Origin of the sequence: Janibacter sp. YB324 (assembly GCF_014217915.1) — a bacterium.
Taxonomy (GTDB): Bacteria; Actinomycetota; Actinomycetes; order Actinomycetales; family Dermatophilaceae; genus Janibacter; species Janibacter indicus.
The window spans coordinates 718,900-735,091 of sequence record NZ_CP060120.1; the positions used below are offsets into that span (position 1 = coordinate 718,900).

The following is a 16,192-nucleotide window of genomic DNA, read 5'->3' on the forward strand; positions in this document are numbered from 1 at the left end:
CCGTGCCGACCCTGCAACGCGCCCGCACCCTCGCGGTCGGCGGCCTGCGGGCCGTCGTCACCGGTGACCCGGCCGCCCGACGACGGGTGATCGACCCCCTTCGCGCCCGGCTGCGGCCCACCCCGCTCACCGGTGCCGACCCGCTCGTCGCCAGCTATGCCCGAGGTGCCGAGCAGATCGGGGTCGACGACCTCGTCGCGACCGGCCACCGCACCCGCTCCGCCCTGCTGCGCGACGCGGCCCGGCTCCTCGCCGAGCGCACGGGCGCGCCGAGCTGGCGGGCCGGCTGGGCCGAGCTGCTCGTCACCAGCGGCGACGCCGACCTCGCCCGGACCGGTTCCGCGGTCTTCCGCGAGCTCGTCGACGACGGTCACGCGGGTGCCCTGACCGGGCGGCAGTGCCTGCTGCACGCCCACACGCTGCTCGCCCGGCAGACCGAGGCGGGGGAGGGCGCCGCCGTCCTCGCCGCGCAGCTGCCCCGGCTCACCGCCCTCGGCGACGACGAGCGCCTCGACCTCGAGACCGACCTCGCGCATCCCTCGATCACGGGCGACCGCGACGCCTGGCTGGAGCTGCTCACCCGCCGGTGGCGCGAGGCTGGGATGCTCGTGCCGCGGCTGCTCACCGACGCCGAGCTCGCCGCCGTCGTCGGGCCGCAGTCGGTCGCGGCCTTCGGAGACGACCTCGACGTCTACGACCGGGTCGGTCCCGACGCCGACGAGCTGGCGGCCCGCCGCGCCGGGCTGCGCGAGCGGGTCCGTGAGGCCACCGGCCGCGACGTCGACCCCGACGACCTGCCTCTGGTCAGCGTCGTCGTCACCGCCTACCGCCCCGGCCCGTGGCTCGCCACGGCGATCCGGGCCCTGCTCGACCAGACCTGGTCGCGCCTCGAGGTGCTCGTCGTCGACGACGCGTCCGGGCCGGACTTCACCGACGAGATCGCCCGCATCGCCGCCCTGGACCCGCGCGCCCGGGTCATCGCCCGCGAGCGCAACGGCGGGGCCTACCGTGCGCGCAACCTCGGTCTGGCGCAGGCGCAGGGGGAGTTCCTCGCCTTCCTCGACGCCGACGACTGGTGCCATCCCGAGCGCATCGAGCGGCAGGTGCTCCCGTTGCTCGCCGACCCCGAGGTCGTCGCGACGCACGCGCTCGCGATCCGGGCCAGCGAGGACCTGCGGCTCGCCTGGCTCGGCTACCCGGCGGTGCGACACAACGCTGCCGGCCTCGTGATGCGGCGGTCCACGCACGAGCGGGTGGGCAGCTTCGACGACGTGCGCAAGAGCGCCGACAGCGAGTACAACGCCCGCATCGAGGCGGTCACCGGGCAGGTCCCCCCGATGGTCACCCCGCCCCTGCAGATCACCCGTCTGCGCTCTGGGTCGTTGTCCCGCAGCGACTTCGGCGTCGGCTGGGGCATCGGCGCGCGGCTGGCCTACCGCTCGGCCTACAAGGCGTGGCACCGTCAGCTGGCCACCGCCAGGACGAAGGGGGAGCTGCCGCCGGTCGCCGCCGGGGCCGACGTCCCCCAGGATCTCGTCCTCGACTGGGCCACCCGCCACGGCGAGTCCGACCCCGAGCGCGACAGTGCGCCCGGCCGCCCCTTCACCGCGCCGCACGCGTGGATCTCGACGCGGCCGCTGGCTCCCTTCGACGTGCTCGTCGTCGACGACGCCGCCGACACCATGGCCGACCCCCACGAGCTGCGCGACGTGCTCGACGAGCTGCTCGACCTCGACGTGCGCATCGGCCTGCTGCACCGCGAAAATCCGGCGCGGCTGCGCCTGTACCGCAAGGGCCTGCTGCCGGCCGTCCGCCGGCTCGTCGACCACGCCGACGACCTCGTCCAGGTGCACCCCGAGGAGCCCGTCGAGGCCGCGGTGACCTGGGTCCGTCGGGCCGAGGCGCTGGCCGTCGGACGACCGGCTCCCGAGCTGACGACCGGTGAGGTCGTCGTCAGCACCCCGAGCGGCGCCCGCACCCACCTCGTCGAGCCGGCCTGGACCCGGTCCGCCGTCGAGGCCGAGCTCGTGACGTGGGGCGTGCCGGCCGGCAGCGCCCTGTGGCTGCCCGAGGACGAGGCCCGAGCACGGGTCCACCAGCTTGCCGAGGAGATGCGATGAGTGCCCTGACCGGACCCGCCAAGGCCGTCCGCGCGGCCGTGCGCGACGCGACCGCCACCCCCCGTGCCCGACGTGCCCGGAGCCGGCGGCAGGCGCGGGTCACCGCCCCGGTGTCCCCGGAGCGACGCTCCCGGGAGCGGCTGCGCGTCGAGGTCCACGCCTCCGACCGCGTGCGCTCCGGGCTGGCGAGCCAGTGGCTCATCACCGACGAGGACCCCGACGCGGTGCTCGTCGAGGTCGACGCGCGATCGAGCGTGACGGTGGCGGCCCCCTTCGGTCGGCAGCGGGCGGCCGTCGCGGGCGTCGAGGTGCCGGTCATCGTGTGGGTGACGAGCAGCGCCCGGGTCGTCGCCGACGACGTCGCGCGTCTCGTCGAAGGCGTCACCGCACCCGTGCACATCCACGTCGACGACGCCGCGAGCATCCCCGAGTGGGCCGCCGCCCTCGGCCGCGCGGTGCGTCACCTGGCGCCGGCCGTCGACCACACGGTCCACGCGCCCTCGCTCGTCGGCGCGACCGAGGCACGCGAGCAGGTCGTCGCCCTCGTCGGCGACGCCGAGGTCGACCTCGACCGACTCGCCCCCGTGCAGCCGCAGCGGCTCGACGTCATCGGCGGCGACGACGCGGCGAGCGAGCTGCCCGGCGACCGACCGGTCCTCGGGCGCTACCGGGCCGCGGCGCTGGTCGCCGACCGGCCCATTGCACCGTGGCACGTGCTCGAGGCCGCGGCGGCCGGCACGGCGGTCGTCGCCACGGGTGCCACGATCGACCGGCTGCCCGAGGCCCTGGCCGCGCACACCTGCCGGGTCGAGGACGACACCCAGCTGGCGCTGCAGGTGCGCGCGCACCTGTGGCAGGACGAGCTCGTCGACCGGGTCGGCCTGCCGGCCGCCCGCGCCGTGCGCGGCGGGCACACCTTCGCCCACCGGGCCGCCGACCTCGAGGCCCTCGTCGGCCGCCCCCGTGACCTGCGGCAGGCGACGGGTGCTCCCTTCGACCGGAGCGTGAGCGCGGTCATCTCGACCAACCGCGCCCACGAGCTCGACACCGTCGCCGACAACATGGCCCGGCAGTCGCTGCGCGAGAGCGGGGAGCTGCAGGTCGTCCTCGTGCTCCACGGGCTCGACGTCGACGTCGCCGACGTGGAGGCGCGCTTCCGGGAGCGGGGCATCGACCAGCTCGTCGTCGTGCCCGCCGACTCCTCGCTCACCCTCGGCGCCTGCCTCAACCTCGGCATCGACGCCAGCGACGGCGCGCACGTGGCCAAGATCGACGACGACAACTTCTACGGGCGGCACTACCTGCTCGACCTCGTCGACGCCCTGGACTACTCCGGCGCGGGCATCGCGGGCAAGTGGGCGCACTACACCTGGCTGCGCAGCACCGGCGCGGTGATCCTGCGCTTCCCGCGCAGCGAACACCGCTTCGAGCGGCTCGTCCAGGGCGGCTCGATCCTCATGCAGGGCGAGGTCGCGCGGCGGTTGCGCTTCTCGGACCTGCCGCGGGCCGTCGACACCGACCTGCTCAACCGCGCCCAGGCGGCCGGGGTGCGGACCTACTCGTCCGATCGCTTCAACTACGTGAGCATCCGCGGCACCGACCGGCACGCGCACACGTGGACCCTCGAGGACGCGTCCTTCATGAACGCCTCGAGCCGGGTGGTCTTCTACGGCGACCCGCGCGAGCACGTCGACGTCTGAGGGCTGCTGGGGTCAGGCGCGGGCGCCGAGCACCTGCTCGTAGACCTGCGCGTAGCGCTGCCCGTTGGCCGCCCACGAGCGCTCGGTCTCGACCCAGGCTCGCCCGGCGGCCGCGAGCTCGGCCCGGCGCTTCGGGTCGCCGGCCAGTCGCTCGAGCGCGTCGGTCAGGGCGACGGCGTCACCCGCGGCGAAGGACTCGCCCCACGCGCCCTCGCCGGTGATCTCGGTGAGGGCCGGCAGGTCGGAGACGAGCACGGGCAGACCCGTGGCCATCGCCTCGAAGGGCTTGAGCGGCGTGACGAGGCGGGCCGCCTGCTCGTCGACGCGGGGGACGACGAAGACGTCGATGAGGGCGTAGTGGTCGAGGACCTCGTCGTGGGGGACCCGGCCGGTGAAGACCACCGCGTCGCCGGCGCCGACGGCCTCCGCGTGCGCCTCGAGCTCGGCGCGCCGGGTGCCGTCGCCGACAACGAGCGCCACCGCATCGACGCCGCGCTCGCGCAGGGCGACGGCGGCGTCGACGAGCAGCTCCTGCCCCTCGCGGTAGTGGTCGAGGTTGGAGACGTAGCCGAAGACGAAGCGGTCGCGCAGGCCGTAGCCGTCGACGAGGTCGTCGCGTCGGGGGCGCGGTGAGAAGGCCTGGGCGTCGACGCCATTGGGCACGACGTGGACCCGGTCGGCGGGCACGCCGCGACCGATGATGTCCGAGCGCATCGACTCGCTGAGGGTGATGACCGCATCGGCGGCCTGCATGCACCGGGTGTCGGTGTCGCGCCGACGGCGGTAGGTCTCGGCGGACTCGGCCCGGTCGAGGTCCTGGCTCCAGATCGCCTCGAAGAAGCCGCGCACCTCGTAGACCCACGGGATGTCGAGGGCGTCGGCGACGGCGCGCCCGACGAGGGCCGCCTCGTAGCCGCGGCCGCCGGAGTGCACGTGGAGCAGGTCGGGGGCCTCCTCTGCCACGGCCGGCAGCAGGGCGCTCGCGTAGGCGTCGAGGTAGCTGTCGACCCGCTCGTCGCCGGGCACGTGCTCGCGCAGCAGGTGCCGGTGGCGGATGCCGTGGACCTCCTCGACCTCCGGGGCGTCACCGCCGGGGAAGTCGAGCGCCGTGATCGCCACCGGGTCCATGCCGGCCTGCACCTGGGCGGCGAGGTTGTAGCGGGTGCGCACGGAGTAGCCGGACTGCCGGTGGGGCAGGGCGATCTTCAGCAGGTGGACGACGCGGCGGCCGCCGCCGGGTGCGGTGCGCTCCTGGCGCGTGCGGGCGGCGCGGACCGCGGCGGGGTCGAGCGAAGGGGACCACGCCGGGTCGGTCTCGCGCAGCCGCCCCTCGACCTGGTCGAGCGCCGCGGCCAGACGGGTGCGGGCCGGGCCGGCCAGACGGGGGGTCACGGCGAGCTGGGCGCGGGTCACCTCGGCCTGCAGGCTCGGCTCGCCGGCCCGCGAGGCGCTGCGGCGGGCCTGGTCGAGGAAGCCGGAGTCCCGGCCCAGCGCGTCGACCTCGCGACGGACGAGGTCGACGGCGCCGGCGTGGTCGCGCTGCTCGGTCAGTGCCGCGAGCCGCGCGGTGACCTCTGCCGCGCTGCTCCCGTCGGAGGCCGTCGGGCGGGGACGCAGGCGCTGCAGGGTCGCGTAGGCCCGGCGGGCGGCGTCGCGGGCGAGGCTTCGGGGGTCACGCACCCGAGTCAGCCTAGTTCGCCGGGCCGAAGGGAGCCGGGAGGCGGGCCCCCTTCGCGCTGGGCAAGAGAAACTGCCCCTCCGCAAGGGTTTGAAACTCTTGCGAAGGGGCAGTTTTTCGGGTCACCCGAGAATCGGGAGACGCGTGGGACGAAGGGAGGAGCGCTCAGCTCTCCGAGCCCGAGGCCTGCGACTGGCCACCGCGGGTGCGGCGGCGGTTGCGGCGACGACGCGGACGGGACTCGCCGTCCACCTTCGCCTCGGTCTGGCCGGAGCGCTCGCCACCACGGCCACCGCCGTTGCCGCGGCCGCCGGAGCCACCGCGCCCGCCGCCGGAGCGACGACCGCTGGACTTGCCGGTCTCGCCGAGGTCCTCGAGGCGCTCGGCGTCGAGGCCCTCGCGGGTGCGCTGCCCGCGGGGGAGGCGGCCCTTGGTGCCCTCGGGGATGTCGAGGTCGGTGAAGAGGTGCGGGCTCGAGGAGTAGGTCTCGACGGCCTCGGGGATGCCCAGGTCGAGGGCGCGGTTGATCATCGCCCACTTGGTCTCGTCGTCCCAGTCGACGAAGGTGACGGCGATGCCCGTGTTGCCCGCGCGGCCGGTGCGGCCGATGCGGTGGACGTAGGTCTTTTCGTCGTCGGGGCACTGGTAGTTGATGACGTGGGTGACGTCGGTGACGTCGATGCCGCGCGCGGCGACGTCGGTGGCGACGAGGACGTCGACCTTGCCATTGCGGAAGGCACGCAGCGCCTGCTCGCGGGCGCCCTGGCCGAGGTCACCGTGGATCGACGCCGCGGCGAAGCCCCGGTCGGTGAGCTCGTCGGCGACCTTGGCGGCGGTGCGCTTGGTGCGCGAGAAGATGATCGTCAGGCCGCGGTCCTTGGCCTGCAGGATGCGGGCGAGCATCTCGACCTTGTCCATCGCGTGCGCGCGGTAGACGAACTGCTCGATCGCCTTGACGGTGTGGCTGTCGCCCTCGCCGTCCTCGCTCATCGCGCGGATGTGCGTCGGCTGGGTCATGTAGCGACGGGCCAGGGCGACGATCGCGCCGGGCATCGTCGCGGAGAAGAGCATCGTGTGGCGGGCCGGGGAGGTCATCGCCATGATCTTCTCGACGTCGGGCAGGAAGCCCAGGTCGAGCATCTCGTCGGCCTCGTCGAGGACGACCGTCTTGGTGCCCGACAGGTCGAGGTGGCGCTGCTGGGCCAGGTCGATGAGGCGACCGGGGGTGCCGACGACGACGTGGACGCCCTTCTTCAGCGCCTCGATCTGCGGCTCGTAGGCGCGACCACCGTAGACGGTGAGCACCTTGATGCCCAGGCGCTTGCCGGCGCGCTCGAGGTCGGCGGCGACCTGGCTGGCCAGCTCACGGGTCGGGGCGACCGCGAGGGCCTGCGGGCGGGTGTCGTCGGACTCGAGGTCGATGCGGTTGAGCATCGGGACGCCGAAGCCGAGCGTCTTGCCCGTGCCGGTCTTGGCCTGGCCGATGATGTCGTGGCCCGCGAGGGCGACGGGCAGGGTCATCGCCTGGATGGGGAAGGGGTGGATGATCCCCGCGTCGGCGAGCGCGTCGACGATGTCGGGGTGGACGTCGAAGTCGCCGAAGGTCTGCTGCGCCGCCTCGGGCGCGGTGCCCTCGATGTCAGGCGTGGCCTGGACGGCCTCGCGCTCGGCGTCGGACGCGGGCACGGTCGTGTCGGTGTCGGTCATGGAATCTCTCGCTCAGCGTGGACGACGCATCGCGCGCCGTGGATGGCACGGGCCGATCGGAGGTGAGTCAAAGCGGTCTGCGCCACGTGGGGCGACCGCGCCGGACGTCTCGTCCGGGGCAAAGGATGCCGACCGGGCACCGCTGGTCGTCGTCATGCTACCCGCGACCCCCTCCCGGAGCCGAAACGAGGCCGGTGCGCCACTAGGCTGCGACCCATGAGCGAGCAGCTTCCCCCTTCGTCCGTGCCCGAGCTCGGCGACCGCGAGCGCGAGGGGACGATCGAGCTCCTCGGGGTCATCGCCTATGGCTCGATCTCCGGCTTCACCCGGATGGCGGCGGACTCCGAGATGGCCCGTGACCTCGTCCTCAAGCGGGCGCTGGCGCGCATGGCGGTGCGCGAGTTCCAGAGCCACGAGCAGCTGTGCGACCACATCGTCGCCCTCGGCGGTGACCCGGTCGCCGCGATGGCGCCCTTCGAGGACGCCTTCGAGGCCTACCACGCGCGCACCCGGCCACGTGACCTGCTCGAGGGCATGGTCAAGGCCTACATCGGTGACGGCATCGCGCGCGACTTCTTCGTCGAGATCTCGCGCTACGTCGACCCCGCGGCCCGGGCGGTCATCGAGCAGACCGGTGGCCTGCAGGCCGACCGCGACACGATCGTCACCGCGGTGCGTCGCGGCATCAGGCAGGACCCGCGCCGTGGTGGGCCGCTCGCGCTGTGGGGCCGACGGCTCATGGGCGAGGCCCTCACCCAGGGGCAGGTCGTCGCCGCCCAGCGCGAGGCCCTCAGCGAGCTCGTCCTCGGCCTGAGCCACGACCGGCCCGGCGCCACCCTCGAGGAGGTCGGCGAGCTCATGCAGCGGCTCACCGACCGGCACCAGCAGCGGATGGCCCGCCTCGGCATGTCGGCCTGAGGCGCCTGCCGTCACCGTCTGCAGCCCCACGACATGACGAAGGGGGGTCCCGCCGACTCGGCGGGACCCCCCTTCGCGCTCGTGCGTCAGACCTGCTTGCGGCCGACGACCATGCCGTAGACGACGATCAGGATCGCGGCGGCGATGACGCCGAGGATGAGAGCGATCCAGTCGATGCCGTTGGTCGTCTCGTTGCCCGACAGCGCCGTGTAGGCCCACGAGCCGATGAGGGCACCGAGGATGCCCAGGACGACGGTGACGAGCGTCGAGATGCTCTGCTTGCCCGGCAGCACGAGACGGGCGAGGGCGCCGATGATGGCACCGAAGATGACGGTGACGATGATGGTCCACAGCACAGCAATCACTCCTTCTTGCGCCCGACAGGGGTGAGCGGACGCGCTCAGGTAGCCCGTGCGGGCTCCGTGACCAACATAGACTCCTGAGACGGGTGGGGCGAATCTCAGGAAGTGACGATGTGGGCGCGGCGGCCCCGGCGATCAGGCGCCGAAGCCCACCCGACCACGGCTCGGCTCGCCGACCTCGACGTAGCCGAGCGCGCCGGCGGGGACCATGACGCGGCGGCCCTTGTCGTCGGTGAGCACGAGCGCGCCACCGTCGAGCGCGGCCTGCACGGCGGCCTCGATCTCCGCCTCGGAGCCGCTCGCCTCGAGGACGACCTCGCGGGCGACGTTCTGGATCCCGATCTTGACCTCCACGGTCACTCCTTGGTTGTCGGTGCTGTGACTCGCGCTCATCGTGTCACTCCTGCCCGGGCGTGCCACGGTCGGGGTCGCCCATGCGGTTGACGGGGAAGGAGCCGATGCCGCGCCAGGCGAGGTGACCCGCGGCTTGCGCCGCGACCTCCAGCGGGAACTGCGAGCCGTGCGCCAGCCAGGTGCGGGCCATGACCTGCGCCGCGCCGGACATCGCCAGGCCGAGCATCTCGGCCAGCTCGAGCGGCAGCGTGGTGTCCTGGATGATCCGCTGGGCGATCGCCTCGCCGAGCTGGGCCTCGAGGGCGTCGATGCGGTGGCGCACCTGGGGCTCGTTGGTCAGGTCCGACTCGTAGATCAGGCGGAAGGCGCCGCCCTCGTCGGCGACGAAGGTGAAGAAGGCGCGGACCGTCGCGTAGACGCGCTCCTCGTGGTCCTCGCTGGAGTTGAGCGCCTCGAGCACGAGCGTCTCGAGGTGGTCGCACTGGTTGTCGAGGAGGGCGAGGTAGAGGTCGAGCTTGCCCGGGAAGTGCTGGTAGAGCACCGGCTTGGACACCCCGGCCTCGTCGGCGATGTCCTCCATCGCGGCCGCGTGGTAGCCCTTGGAGACGAAGACGGTCAGCGCCGCGCCGAGCAGCTGGGCCCGTCGCTGGGCGCGGGGCATCCGCTGGACGCGGGTGCCGGTCGCGTGGGAGCTCATGGTTCCTCCGAGGATCAGCCCACCGTGTGGTGGGTCACAGGATCCTACTGCGCGGTAGTGACGGCTCGTGCGCCGGGGAGGCTGTCGGGTCGAGGTGATGGGATGGCGTCGTGGTTGAGGACTTGGCGAGCGTGCACCTGCGGCGACCCGTGACGAAGGGGGCGGGCGCCCCCCTTCGTCATGACGAGGAGCAGGCGTGCGCCATCGCCTCCCGGGCCGACCTCGTGCGGGTGCTCGGCGCCCCCGGCACCGGCAAGAGCACGGTGGCCGTGGCCGCGGTCCTCGACCGGGTGCGGCGGGGGGAGTGCCGGCCCGACGAGGTGCTGCTCGTCGCCGCGACCCGGCTCGCCGCCGCCGAGGCACGCGATGCCGTGACCGCCGGCCTCACCGGGGCGACGACCGAGCCGATGGCCCGCACGATGCAGTCGCTCGGCTTCGCGGTGCTGCGGCAGCAGGCGGCGCTCCTCGGCCAGCCGGCGCCGCGCCTGCTCTCCGGCGCCGACCAGGACCTCGTGCTCGGCGAGCTGCTCGCCGGCCACCGCGAGTCCGGCGGCGGGCCGGCGTGGCCCGACGACCTCGCCGAGGCGCTGCCGACCCGTGGGTTCCGCGAGGAGCTGCGCGACCTGCTCATGCGGGCCATCGAGCACGGCGTCTCGCCCGACGACCTGGCGACCCTCGGGCGCGAGCACGGGCGGCCCGAGTGGGTCGCCGCCGCGCAGGTCGCCCGTGAGTACGACGAGGTGACCGCGCTGTCGCGGCCGGGGGCCTTCGACCCGGCGTGGGTGCTCGCGGCCGCCGCCGAGCTGCTCGAGGACGACCCCGAGGCCCGCGACCGGGTGCGGTCCGGGCTGCGCGTCGTCGTCGTCGACGACGCCCACGAGCTCACCGCGCCCGCGGCCCGGCTGCTGCGCGTGCTCACCGGCAGCGGCGTCGACCTCGTCCTCGTCGGCGACCCCGACGCGACGGTCCAGGGCTTCCGCGGGGCCGACCCGCACCACCTCGTCGACCCGTGGCCCGGGCGCGACGAGGAGACCCACGTCCTCACGCGGGGTCACCGGCTGCCCGCCGCCGTGCACGCTGCAGCAGCGCGGGTGACCCCCAAGATCGCCGCGCTCGGCGGCGGCGCGCAGCGCGGGGCGGCACCCGCGGCCGACGGTGGCGTCGTCGAGGCCCACGTGCTCCACTCGAGCGCGCAGGAGGCGGCCTTCGTCGCCCACGAGCTGCGCGCCGCGCACCTGCTCGGCGGTGTGCCGTGGCGGCAGCTGGCGGTCGTCGTGCGCGGCTCGGCCCGGCAGGCGACCCTGCGCCGGGTGCTCGCCGCGCGCGGGGTGCCCGTGCAGGGTGACGCCCACCGGGTGCCGGTGCGCGACGAGCCGGCGGCCCGGCCGCTGCTGCAGCTGCTCACCGTGGTCGTCGACCTCGCGCGCGGCCGCATCGACGCGCTCGAGGCCCCCGACGTGCTCGATCTGCTCACCAGCCCGATCGTCGGCGCCGACACCGTGGCGGTCCGCCGGCTGCGGCGGGTGCTGCGCCACGAGGAGCTCGCCGCGGGGGGCACCCGCACGAGCGACGAGCTGCTCGGCGAGGTCGTCCTCGACCCTGAGCGGCTGGCCCACCTCGGTGACGACGTGGGCCCCCTTCGTCGTCTGGCTGTGGCCCTCGCGGCGGGGCGGGCGGCAGCCACCACGACCGAGACCGGCTGGGCCCCGGGCGTGTCCGCCGAGTCGGTCCTGTGGGAGCTGTGGCAGGCACTCGGGGTCGCCGACGCCTGGCGCTCGACGGCGCTCGCCGGTGGCTCCGTGGGTGCCCGGGCCGACCGTGCCCTTGACGCGGTCGTCGCGCTCTTCGACGCCGCCGCCGCCCACCAGGACGCCCTGCCCGCGTCCGGGCCCGACGCCTTCCTCGACGCGGTCGCCGGGCAGGCCGTCGCCGCCGACTCGCTGGCGGCCCGCAGCCCCGACGCCGACGCGGTCGCCCTCGTCACCCCGCAGACCGCCGCCGGACGCGAGTGGCACACCGTCGTCGTGGCCGGGGTGCAGGAGGGCGTCTGGCCCGACCTGCGGCTGCGCGGCTCGCTGCTGGGGTCCGAGCGGCTCGTCGACGTCGTCACCGGTCGCGACCGCACGGGTGCCGGTGCGGCGACCGCGGTGCGCCACGACGAGACGCGGCTCTTCCACGTCGCGCTCACCCGCGCCACCGAGCGGGTCGTCGTCACGGCCGTCGCGGCCGAGGACGAGCAGCCCTCGGTCTACCTGGACGTCGTCGACCCGCGCCACGACGACGGCAGCCGGCGCGAGCCGACCGACGTGCCGGCGCCGCTCGACCTCACCGGGCTCGTCGCCGTGCTGCGGCAGCGGCTCGCGAGCACCGACTCCGGGGTCGTGGCCCGCGCGGTCGCCCGCCTGGCGCACCTCGCCGCAGCCGGCGTGCCCGGGGCGGCGCCGTCGACGTGGTGGGCCCTGCGCGACCTCAGCGACACCCGGGCGCTGCGCGGCCCCGACGACCCGGTGCGCGTCAGCCCCTCGCGGGTGGCGCTCTTCGGCGAGTGCTCGTTGCGGTGGCTGCTGCAGTCGTCGGGCGGAGACGGTCCGAGCAGCGTCTCGCAGGAGGTCGGCACGCTCGTCCACGACATCGCCCACGAGCTCGGTGACGCGGGGGAGGCGGCCTTCCTCGCGGAGCTCGAGCGGAGGTGGCCCGAGCTGGGGATGGCCCCGGGGTGGGTGACCGACCAGAAGCTCGAGCGAGCCCGTCAGATGGTGCACTGGCTGGCCGAGTACCACCAGCGGGCCCGGGCCGAGGGGTGGCGCCCGGTCGCGACCGAGGCGGGCTTCCGGGTCGAGCTCGGGCGCGCGGTGCTCGGCGGCAGCGTCGACCGGCTCGAGGCCGACGAGCAGGGGCGGTTGCGGGTCATCGACTACAAGACCGGGGCGTCCGCGCCCACGGCCGCCGAGCTCGTCGAGCACCCGCAGCTCGGCTCCTACCAGGTGGCCATCGCCGAGGGCGGCTTCGGCGAGCACGGGCGCGAGGGCGCCGGTGCGGCGCTCGTCCACCTCGGGCGGGCCCGCACCTCCCGCAACGCCGTGCAGGAGCAGCAGCCGATCGCCGACAGCGACGAGCCGCGCCACTTCCACGACCTGATCACCGACACGGCCGACGGCATGGCCGCGGCGACCTTCGTCGCCCGGCCCGAGGACAACCGGTGCCGCATCTGCCCGGTCCGCTCGTCCTGCCCCGCCCACGAAGAAGGAGGCCGACTGCGATGAGCCACCCGCCCCGCATCTCCGCCGTCGACCTGGCCCGTGCCCTCGGTCAGGAGCACCCGCCGACCGACGAGCAGCGCGAGATCATCGAGGCACCGCTCGAGCCGCTGCTCGTCGTCGCCGGCGCCGGCTCGGGCAAGACCGAGACGATGACCGCGCGCGTCGTGTGGCTCGTGGCCAACGACCTCGTCACCCCCGAGCAGGTCCTCGGTCTGACCTTCACCCGCAAGGCGGCCGGCGAGCTCGCCGAGCGGGTCGGGCGACGTCTGGCGACGCTCGAGTCGGCGGGGGTCTGGTCGCCGCCGCAGGAGCCCGACGCCGACGGACTCGGTGGCACCCCGACGATCTCGACCTACCACGCCTACGCCGGTCGCCTCGTCCGTGAGGGCGCCCTGCGCCTGGGCTACGAAAAGGACAGCCGCCTGCTCTCCGAGGCCGCCACCTGGCAGCTCGCGCACGAGGTCGTCGTCGCCTGGGACGGGCCGATGGCCGACATCGACAAGACCGAGTCGACGGTGACCAATGCCGTCGTCTCGCTCGCGGGCGAGCTGGCCGAGCACCTGCGCTCGCCGGCCGAGGTCGACGACTTCGCCCGGCGGACCCTCGCGCACCTCGAGGGCGTGGCCGCCGCGGGCAAGGACTTCACCAAGGACTTCCGCGGCAAGGTCATGACGCCCATGGCGCAGCAGCGTCTCGTGCTGCCGATCGTCGAGCGCTACCGCGAGGTCAAGCGGGAGCGGTCGGTCATGGACTTCTCCGACCAGATGGCGCTCGCGGCCGCCCTGGCGACGCGCTTCCCCGACCTCGGGCAGGCCGAGCGCGACCGCTTCCGGGTCGTGCTGCTCGACGAGTTCCAGGACACCTCCGAGGCGCAGCTGGTCCTCATGCGCGAGCTCTTCGCCCCCGCCGGGCAGGCCCCGGCCGCGGTCACGGCCGTCGGCGACCCGCACCAGTCGATCTACGCCTGGCGCGGGGCGAGCGCGACGACGCTGGCGACCTTCCCGCGGTCCTTCGCCACCGCAGGGGAGGCCGCCCCCGTCAAGCACCTGTCGACGAGCTGGCGCAACGACGAGTCGATCCTCGCCGTCGCCAATGCCGTGGCCGGGCCGCTGGGCGCCGTGAGCGGTGTGCCGGTGACCCCCCTTCGTCCTCGCCCCGGGGCCGGCCAGGGGCAGGTGCAGGCGCTGCGGGTCGAGACCGCCCACGACGAGGCGGCGCAGGTCGCCGAGTGGATCGCGACCCGGCGCGGAGACGGTCGGCGCACGGCGGCGGTGCTGTGCCGCAAGCGCAGCCAGTTCACCCTCGTGGCCGAGGCGCTCGCGGCACGCAACATCCCGCACGAGGTCGTGGGGCTCGGCGGGCTGCTGCTCACGCCCGAGGTCGCCGACGTCATCTCGCTGCTCACGGTCGTGCAGGACCCCTCGCGCGGCGACCGGCTCATGCGGCTGCTCACCGGGCCGCCGGGGCTCCTCGGGCCGGCCGACCTCGACGGTCTCGGCACCTGGGCGCGACACCTCGCGCGCGAGGCGCGGGCCGAGCTCGGCGACGACGCACCCCCACCCGGGCCCGACGACACGGTGACGATCGTCGACGCGCTCGACCGGCTGCCCGAGCCCGGGTGGATCGGGGACGGCGGGCAGACGATCAGCGGCAGCGCCCTGCGCCGGCTGCAGCACATCGGGGCGATGGTCGCGCGGCTGCGACGGCAGGCCGGCGTGCCCCTGCCCGACCTCGTCGGGGAGGCCGAGCGGGAGCTCGGGGTCGACGTCGAGGTGCTCGCGCGCCCCGGCTGGTCCCCGGGAGCCGCGCGGGCGCACCTCGACGCCTTCGCCGACGTGGCGGCGCAGTTCGCCTCGAGCGCCGACCGTCCGACGCTCGGCGGGTTCATCGACTGGATCGAGGCGGCGGTCGAGCAGGAGCGCGGGCTGGAGAAGCCGGTCGTCGAGCCGACCAAGGACGCCGTGCAAATCCTCACCTGCCACGCGGCGAAGGGGCTGGAGTGGGACGTCGTCGCCGTGCCGGGGCTGGCGGAGGGCGTCTTCCCGACGCACCTGTCACGAGCTTCGCTCAAGGACGGGCAGTGGGTCGTCGGGCAGGTCAACGACTCGGGGTGGATCACCGGGCTCGACGGGGTCCCCTTCCCGCTGCGCGGCGACCGCGAAGGCCTGCCGCAGCTCGACCTGTCCCTGGCCGAGACCAAGCCTCTGCAGGAGGAGCTGGGGCGCTACCGGGCCGACAACGGCGAGCACGGGCTCCTCGAGGAGCGGCGGCTGGCCTATGTCGCCTTCACCCGCGCACGCAGCCAGCTGCTCCTTGGCTCGTGGGTCTGGGGGGCGACGGGGCAGCAGCCGCGGCTGCAGTCACGCTTCCTCGACGAGGCGCTCGCGGCCGGGCCGGTCGAGGTGCTCGGCTGGGCGGACATGCCCGAGACCAAAGAGGCGACCAACCCCGCCCTCGAGGTCGGCCGGCAGGTGGTCTGGCCCGGCGGTGAGCCGGCGCCGGAGCGCCCTGTGCTGGAGGCCGCGGCGGCGGCGATGGCCGCGCGTGCCGGGACGGCTGGCGGTGACGGGGCGGCGGGCGCCGTGGCGGCTGACGGTGCCGGGGGAGGCGGCGACGCCGGTGCCGAGCCCGACGAGATCGACGCGACGATGCGGCTGCTCCTGCGGGAGCGGGAGCAGCGCCGTCGCGCCCGAGACGAGGACGTCGAGGTCGAGCTGCCCGCGCACCTGTCGACCTCGCAGCTCGTCTCGCTGGCGCGTGACGCCGGGGCCTTCGCCCTCGACCTGCGACGCCCGATGCCGCAGCCGCCGCAGGTGGCCGGGCGGCGGGGCACGGCCTTCCACGCGTGGGTCGAGCAGCACTACGCCGACGCGGGGCTGGTCGACCTGCTCGAGATGCCCGGCAGCGCCGACGAATCGCTCGGTGACGCCGACCTGGCCACGATGCAGGAGCACTTCCTGGCGAGCGAGTGGGCCGAGCGGGTGCCCCTCGAGGTCGAGCTCTCCCTCGAGACCGTCATCGGGGAGCACGCCGTGCGCGGCCGCGTCGACGCGGTCTTCGCCGACGACGACGGTGGCGTGACCGTCGTCGACTGGAAGACCGGCCGCCCGCCCCGGGGCGACGAGGCGCAGGTCCGCGCGGTCCAGCTGTCGGCCTACCGGATCGCCTACGCGCGGTGGCGCGGGCTCGACCCCGCCCGCGTCCGGGGGGCCTTCTTCCACGCCGCGACCGGCGAGACCACCCGCCCTCGCCTGCTCGACGAGGACGAGGTCGTGCGGCTCCTCGGGGAGGTCGTCGCCTGACCGCCGCGGTGCCGCCGCCCTGGTGGGCGGGGTGTCGGGGCGCGGGCGTGCCTACGCCGTTGCTCCGTACGGTGGGTCACGGTCAGGCCCCTCC

10 protein-coding genes are annotated in these 16,192 nt (G+C 74.8%); 5 read left to right on the plus strand and 5 right to left on the minus strand.

Annotated elements, in window-relative coordinates:
- Positions 1–2: 2 nt before the first annotated feature.
- Positions 3–2,120, plus strand: coding sequence for a glycosyltransferase family A protein (locus H7A72_RS03620; RefSeq protein WP_084450113.1), 2,118 nt, complete (start codon positions 3–5; stop codon positions 2,118–2,120).
- Complete coding sequence (locus H7A72_RS03625) at positions 2,117–3,820, plus strand: glycosyltransferase (protein WP_185221658.1); 1,704 nt, start codon at positions 2,117–2,119, stop codon at positions 3,818–3,820. Before H7A72_RS03620 ends, H7A72_RS03625 begins: the two co-directional genes overlap by 4 nt.
- A 12-nt stretch (positions 3,821–3,832) precedes the next feature.
- Here the strand turns inward: H7A72_RS03625 and H7A72_RS03630 are convergent, their stop codons facing one another.
- On the minus strand, positions 3,833–5,500 hold the full coding sequence (locus H7A72_RS03630) for a glycosyltransferase family 4 protein (protein ID WP_185221659.1): 1,668 nt from the start codon (positions 5,498–5,500) through the stop codon (positions 3,833–3,835).
- Positions 5,501–5,663: 163 nt separating this feature from the next.
- Positions 5,664–7,205, minus strand: coding sequence for a DEAD/DEAH box helicase (locus H7A72_RS03635; RefSeq protein ID WP_185221660.1), 1,542 nt, complete (start codon positions 7,203–7,205; stop codon positions 5,664–5,666).
- 216 nt (positions 7,206–7,421) lie between these two features.
- On the opposite strand from H7A72_RS03635, the gene H7A72_RS03640 reads away from it, so the two are divergent.
- On the plus strand, positions 7,422–8,123 hold the full coding sequence (locus H7A72_RS03640; RefSeq protein WP_185221661.1) for a ferritin-like fold-containing protein: 702 nt from the start codon (positions 7,422–7,424) through the stop codon (positions 8,121–8,123).
- An 86-nt stretch (positions 8,124–8,209) separates the two neighbouring features.
- Here the strand turns inward: H7A72_RS03640 and H7A72_RS03645 are convergent, their stop codons facing one another.
- From H7A72_RS03645 to H7A72_RS03655, 3 genes are all read right to left on the minus strand, one after another.
- Entirely contained in the window at positions 8,210–8,479 is a 270-nt protein-coding gene (locus tag H7A72_RS03645; RefSeq protein ID WP_370543555.1) for a GlsB/YeaQ/YmgE family stress response membrane protein, read from the minus strand.
- A gap of 141 nt (positions 8,480–8,620) precedes the next feature.
- Entirely contained in the window at positions 8,621–8,839 is a 219-nt protein-coding gene (locus tag H7A72_RS03650) for a DUF3107 domain-containing protein (protein ID WP_072623903.1), read from the minus strand.
- Between the two features lie 43 nt (positions 8,840–8,882).
- Positions 8,883–9,536 (minus strand): TetR/AcrR family transcriptional regulator, encoded by a 654-nt coding sequence (locus H7A72_RS03655; RefSeq protein ID WP_185221662.1) that lies wholly within the window; start codon positions 9,534–9,536, stop codon positions 8,883–8,885.
- A 110-nt stretch (positions 9,537–9,646) separates the two neighbouring features.
- On the opposite strand from H7A72_RS03655, the gene H7A72_RS03660 reads away from it, so the two are divergent.
- Entirely contained in the window at positions 9,647–12,799 is a 3,153-nt protein-coding gene (locus tag H7A72_RS03660) for an ATP-dependent DNA helicase (protein WP_223277770.1), read from the plus strand.
- A complete protein-coding gene (locus H7A72_RS03665) occupies positions 12,796–16,098 on the plus strand; it encodes an ATP-dependent DNA helicase (RefSeq protein WP_185221663.1) in 3,303 nt (1,100 codons plus the stop codon). Before H7A72_RS03660 ends, H7A72_RS03665 begins: the two co-directional genes overlap by 4 nt.
- The last annotated feature ends 94 nt before the right edge of the window (positions 16,099–16,192 follow it).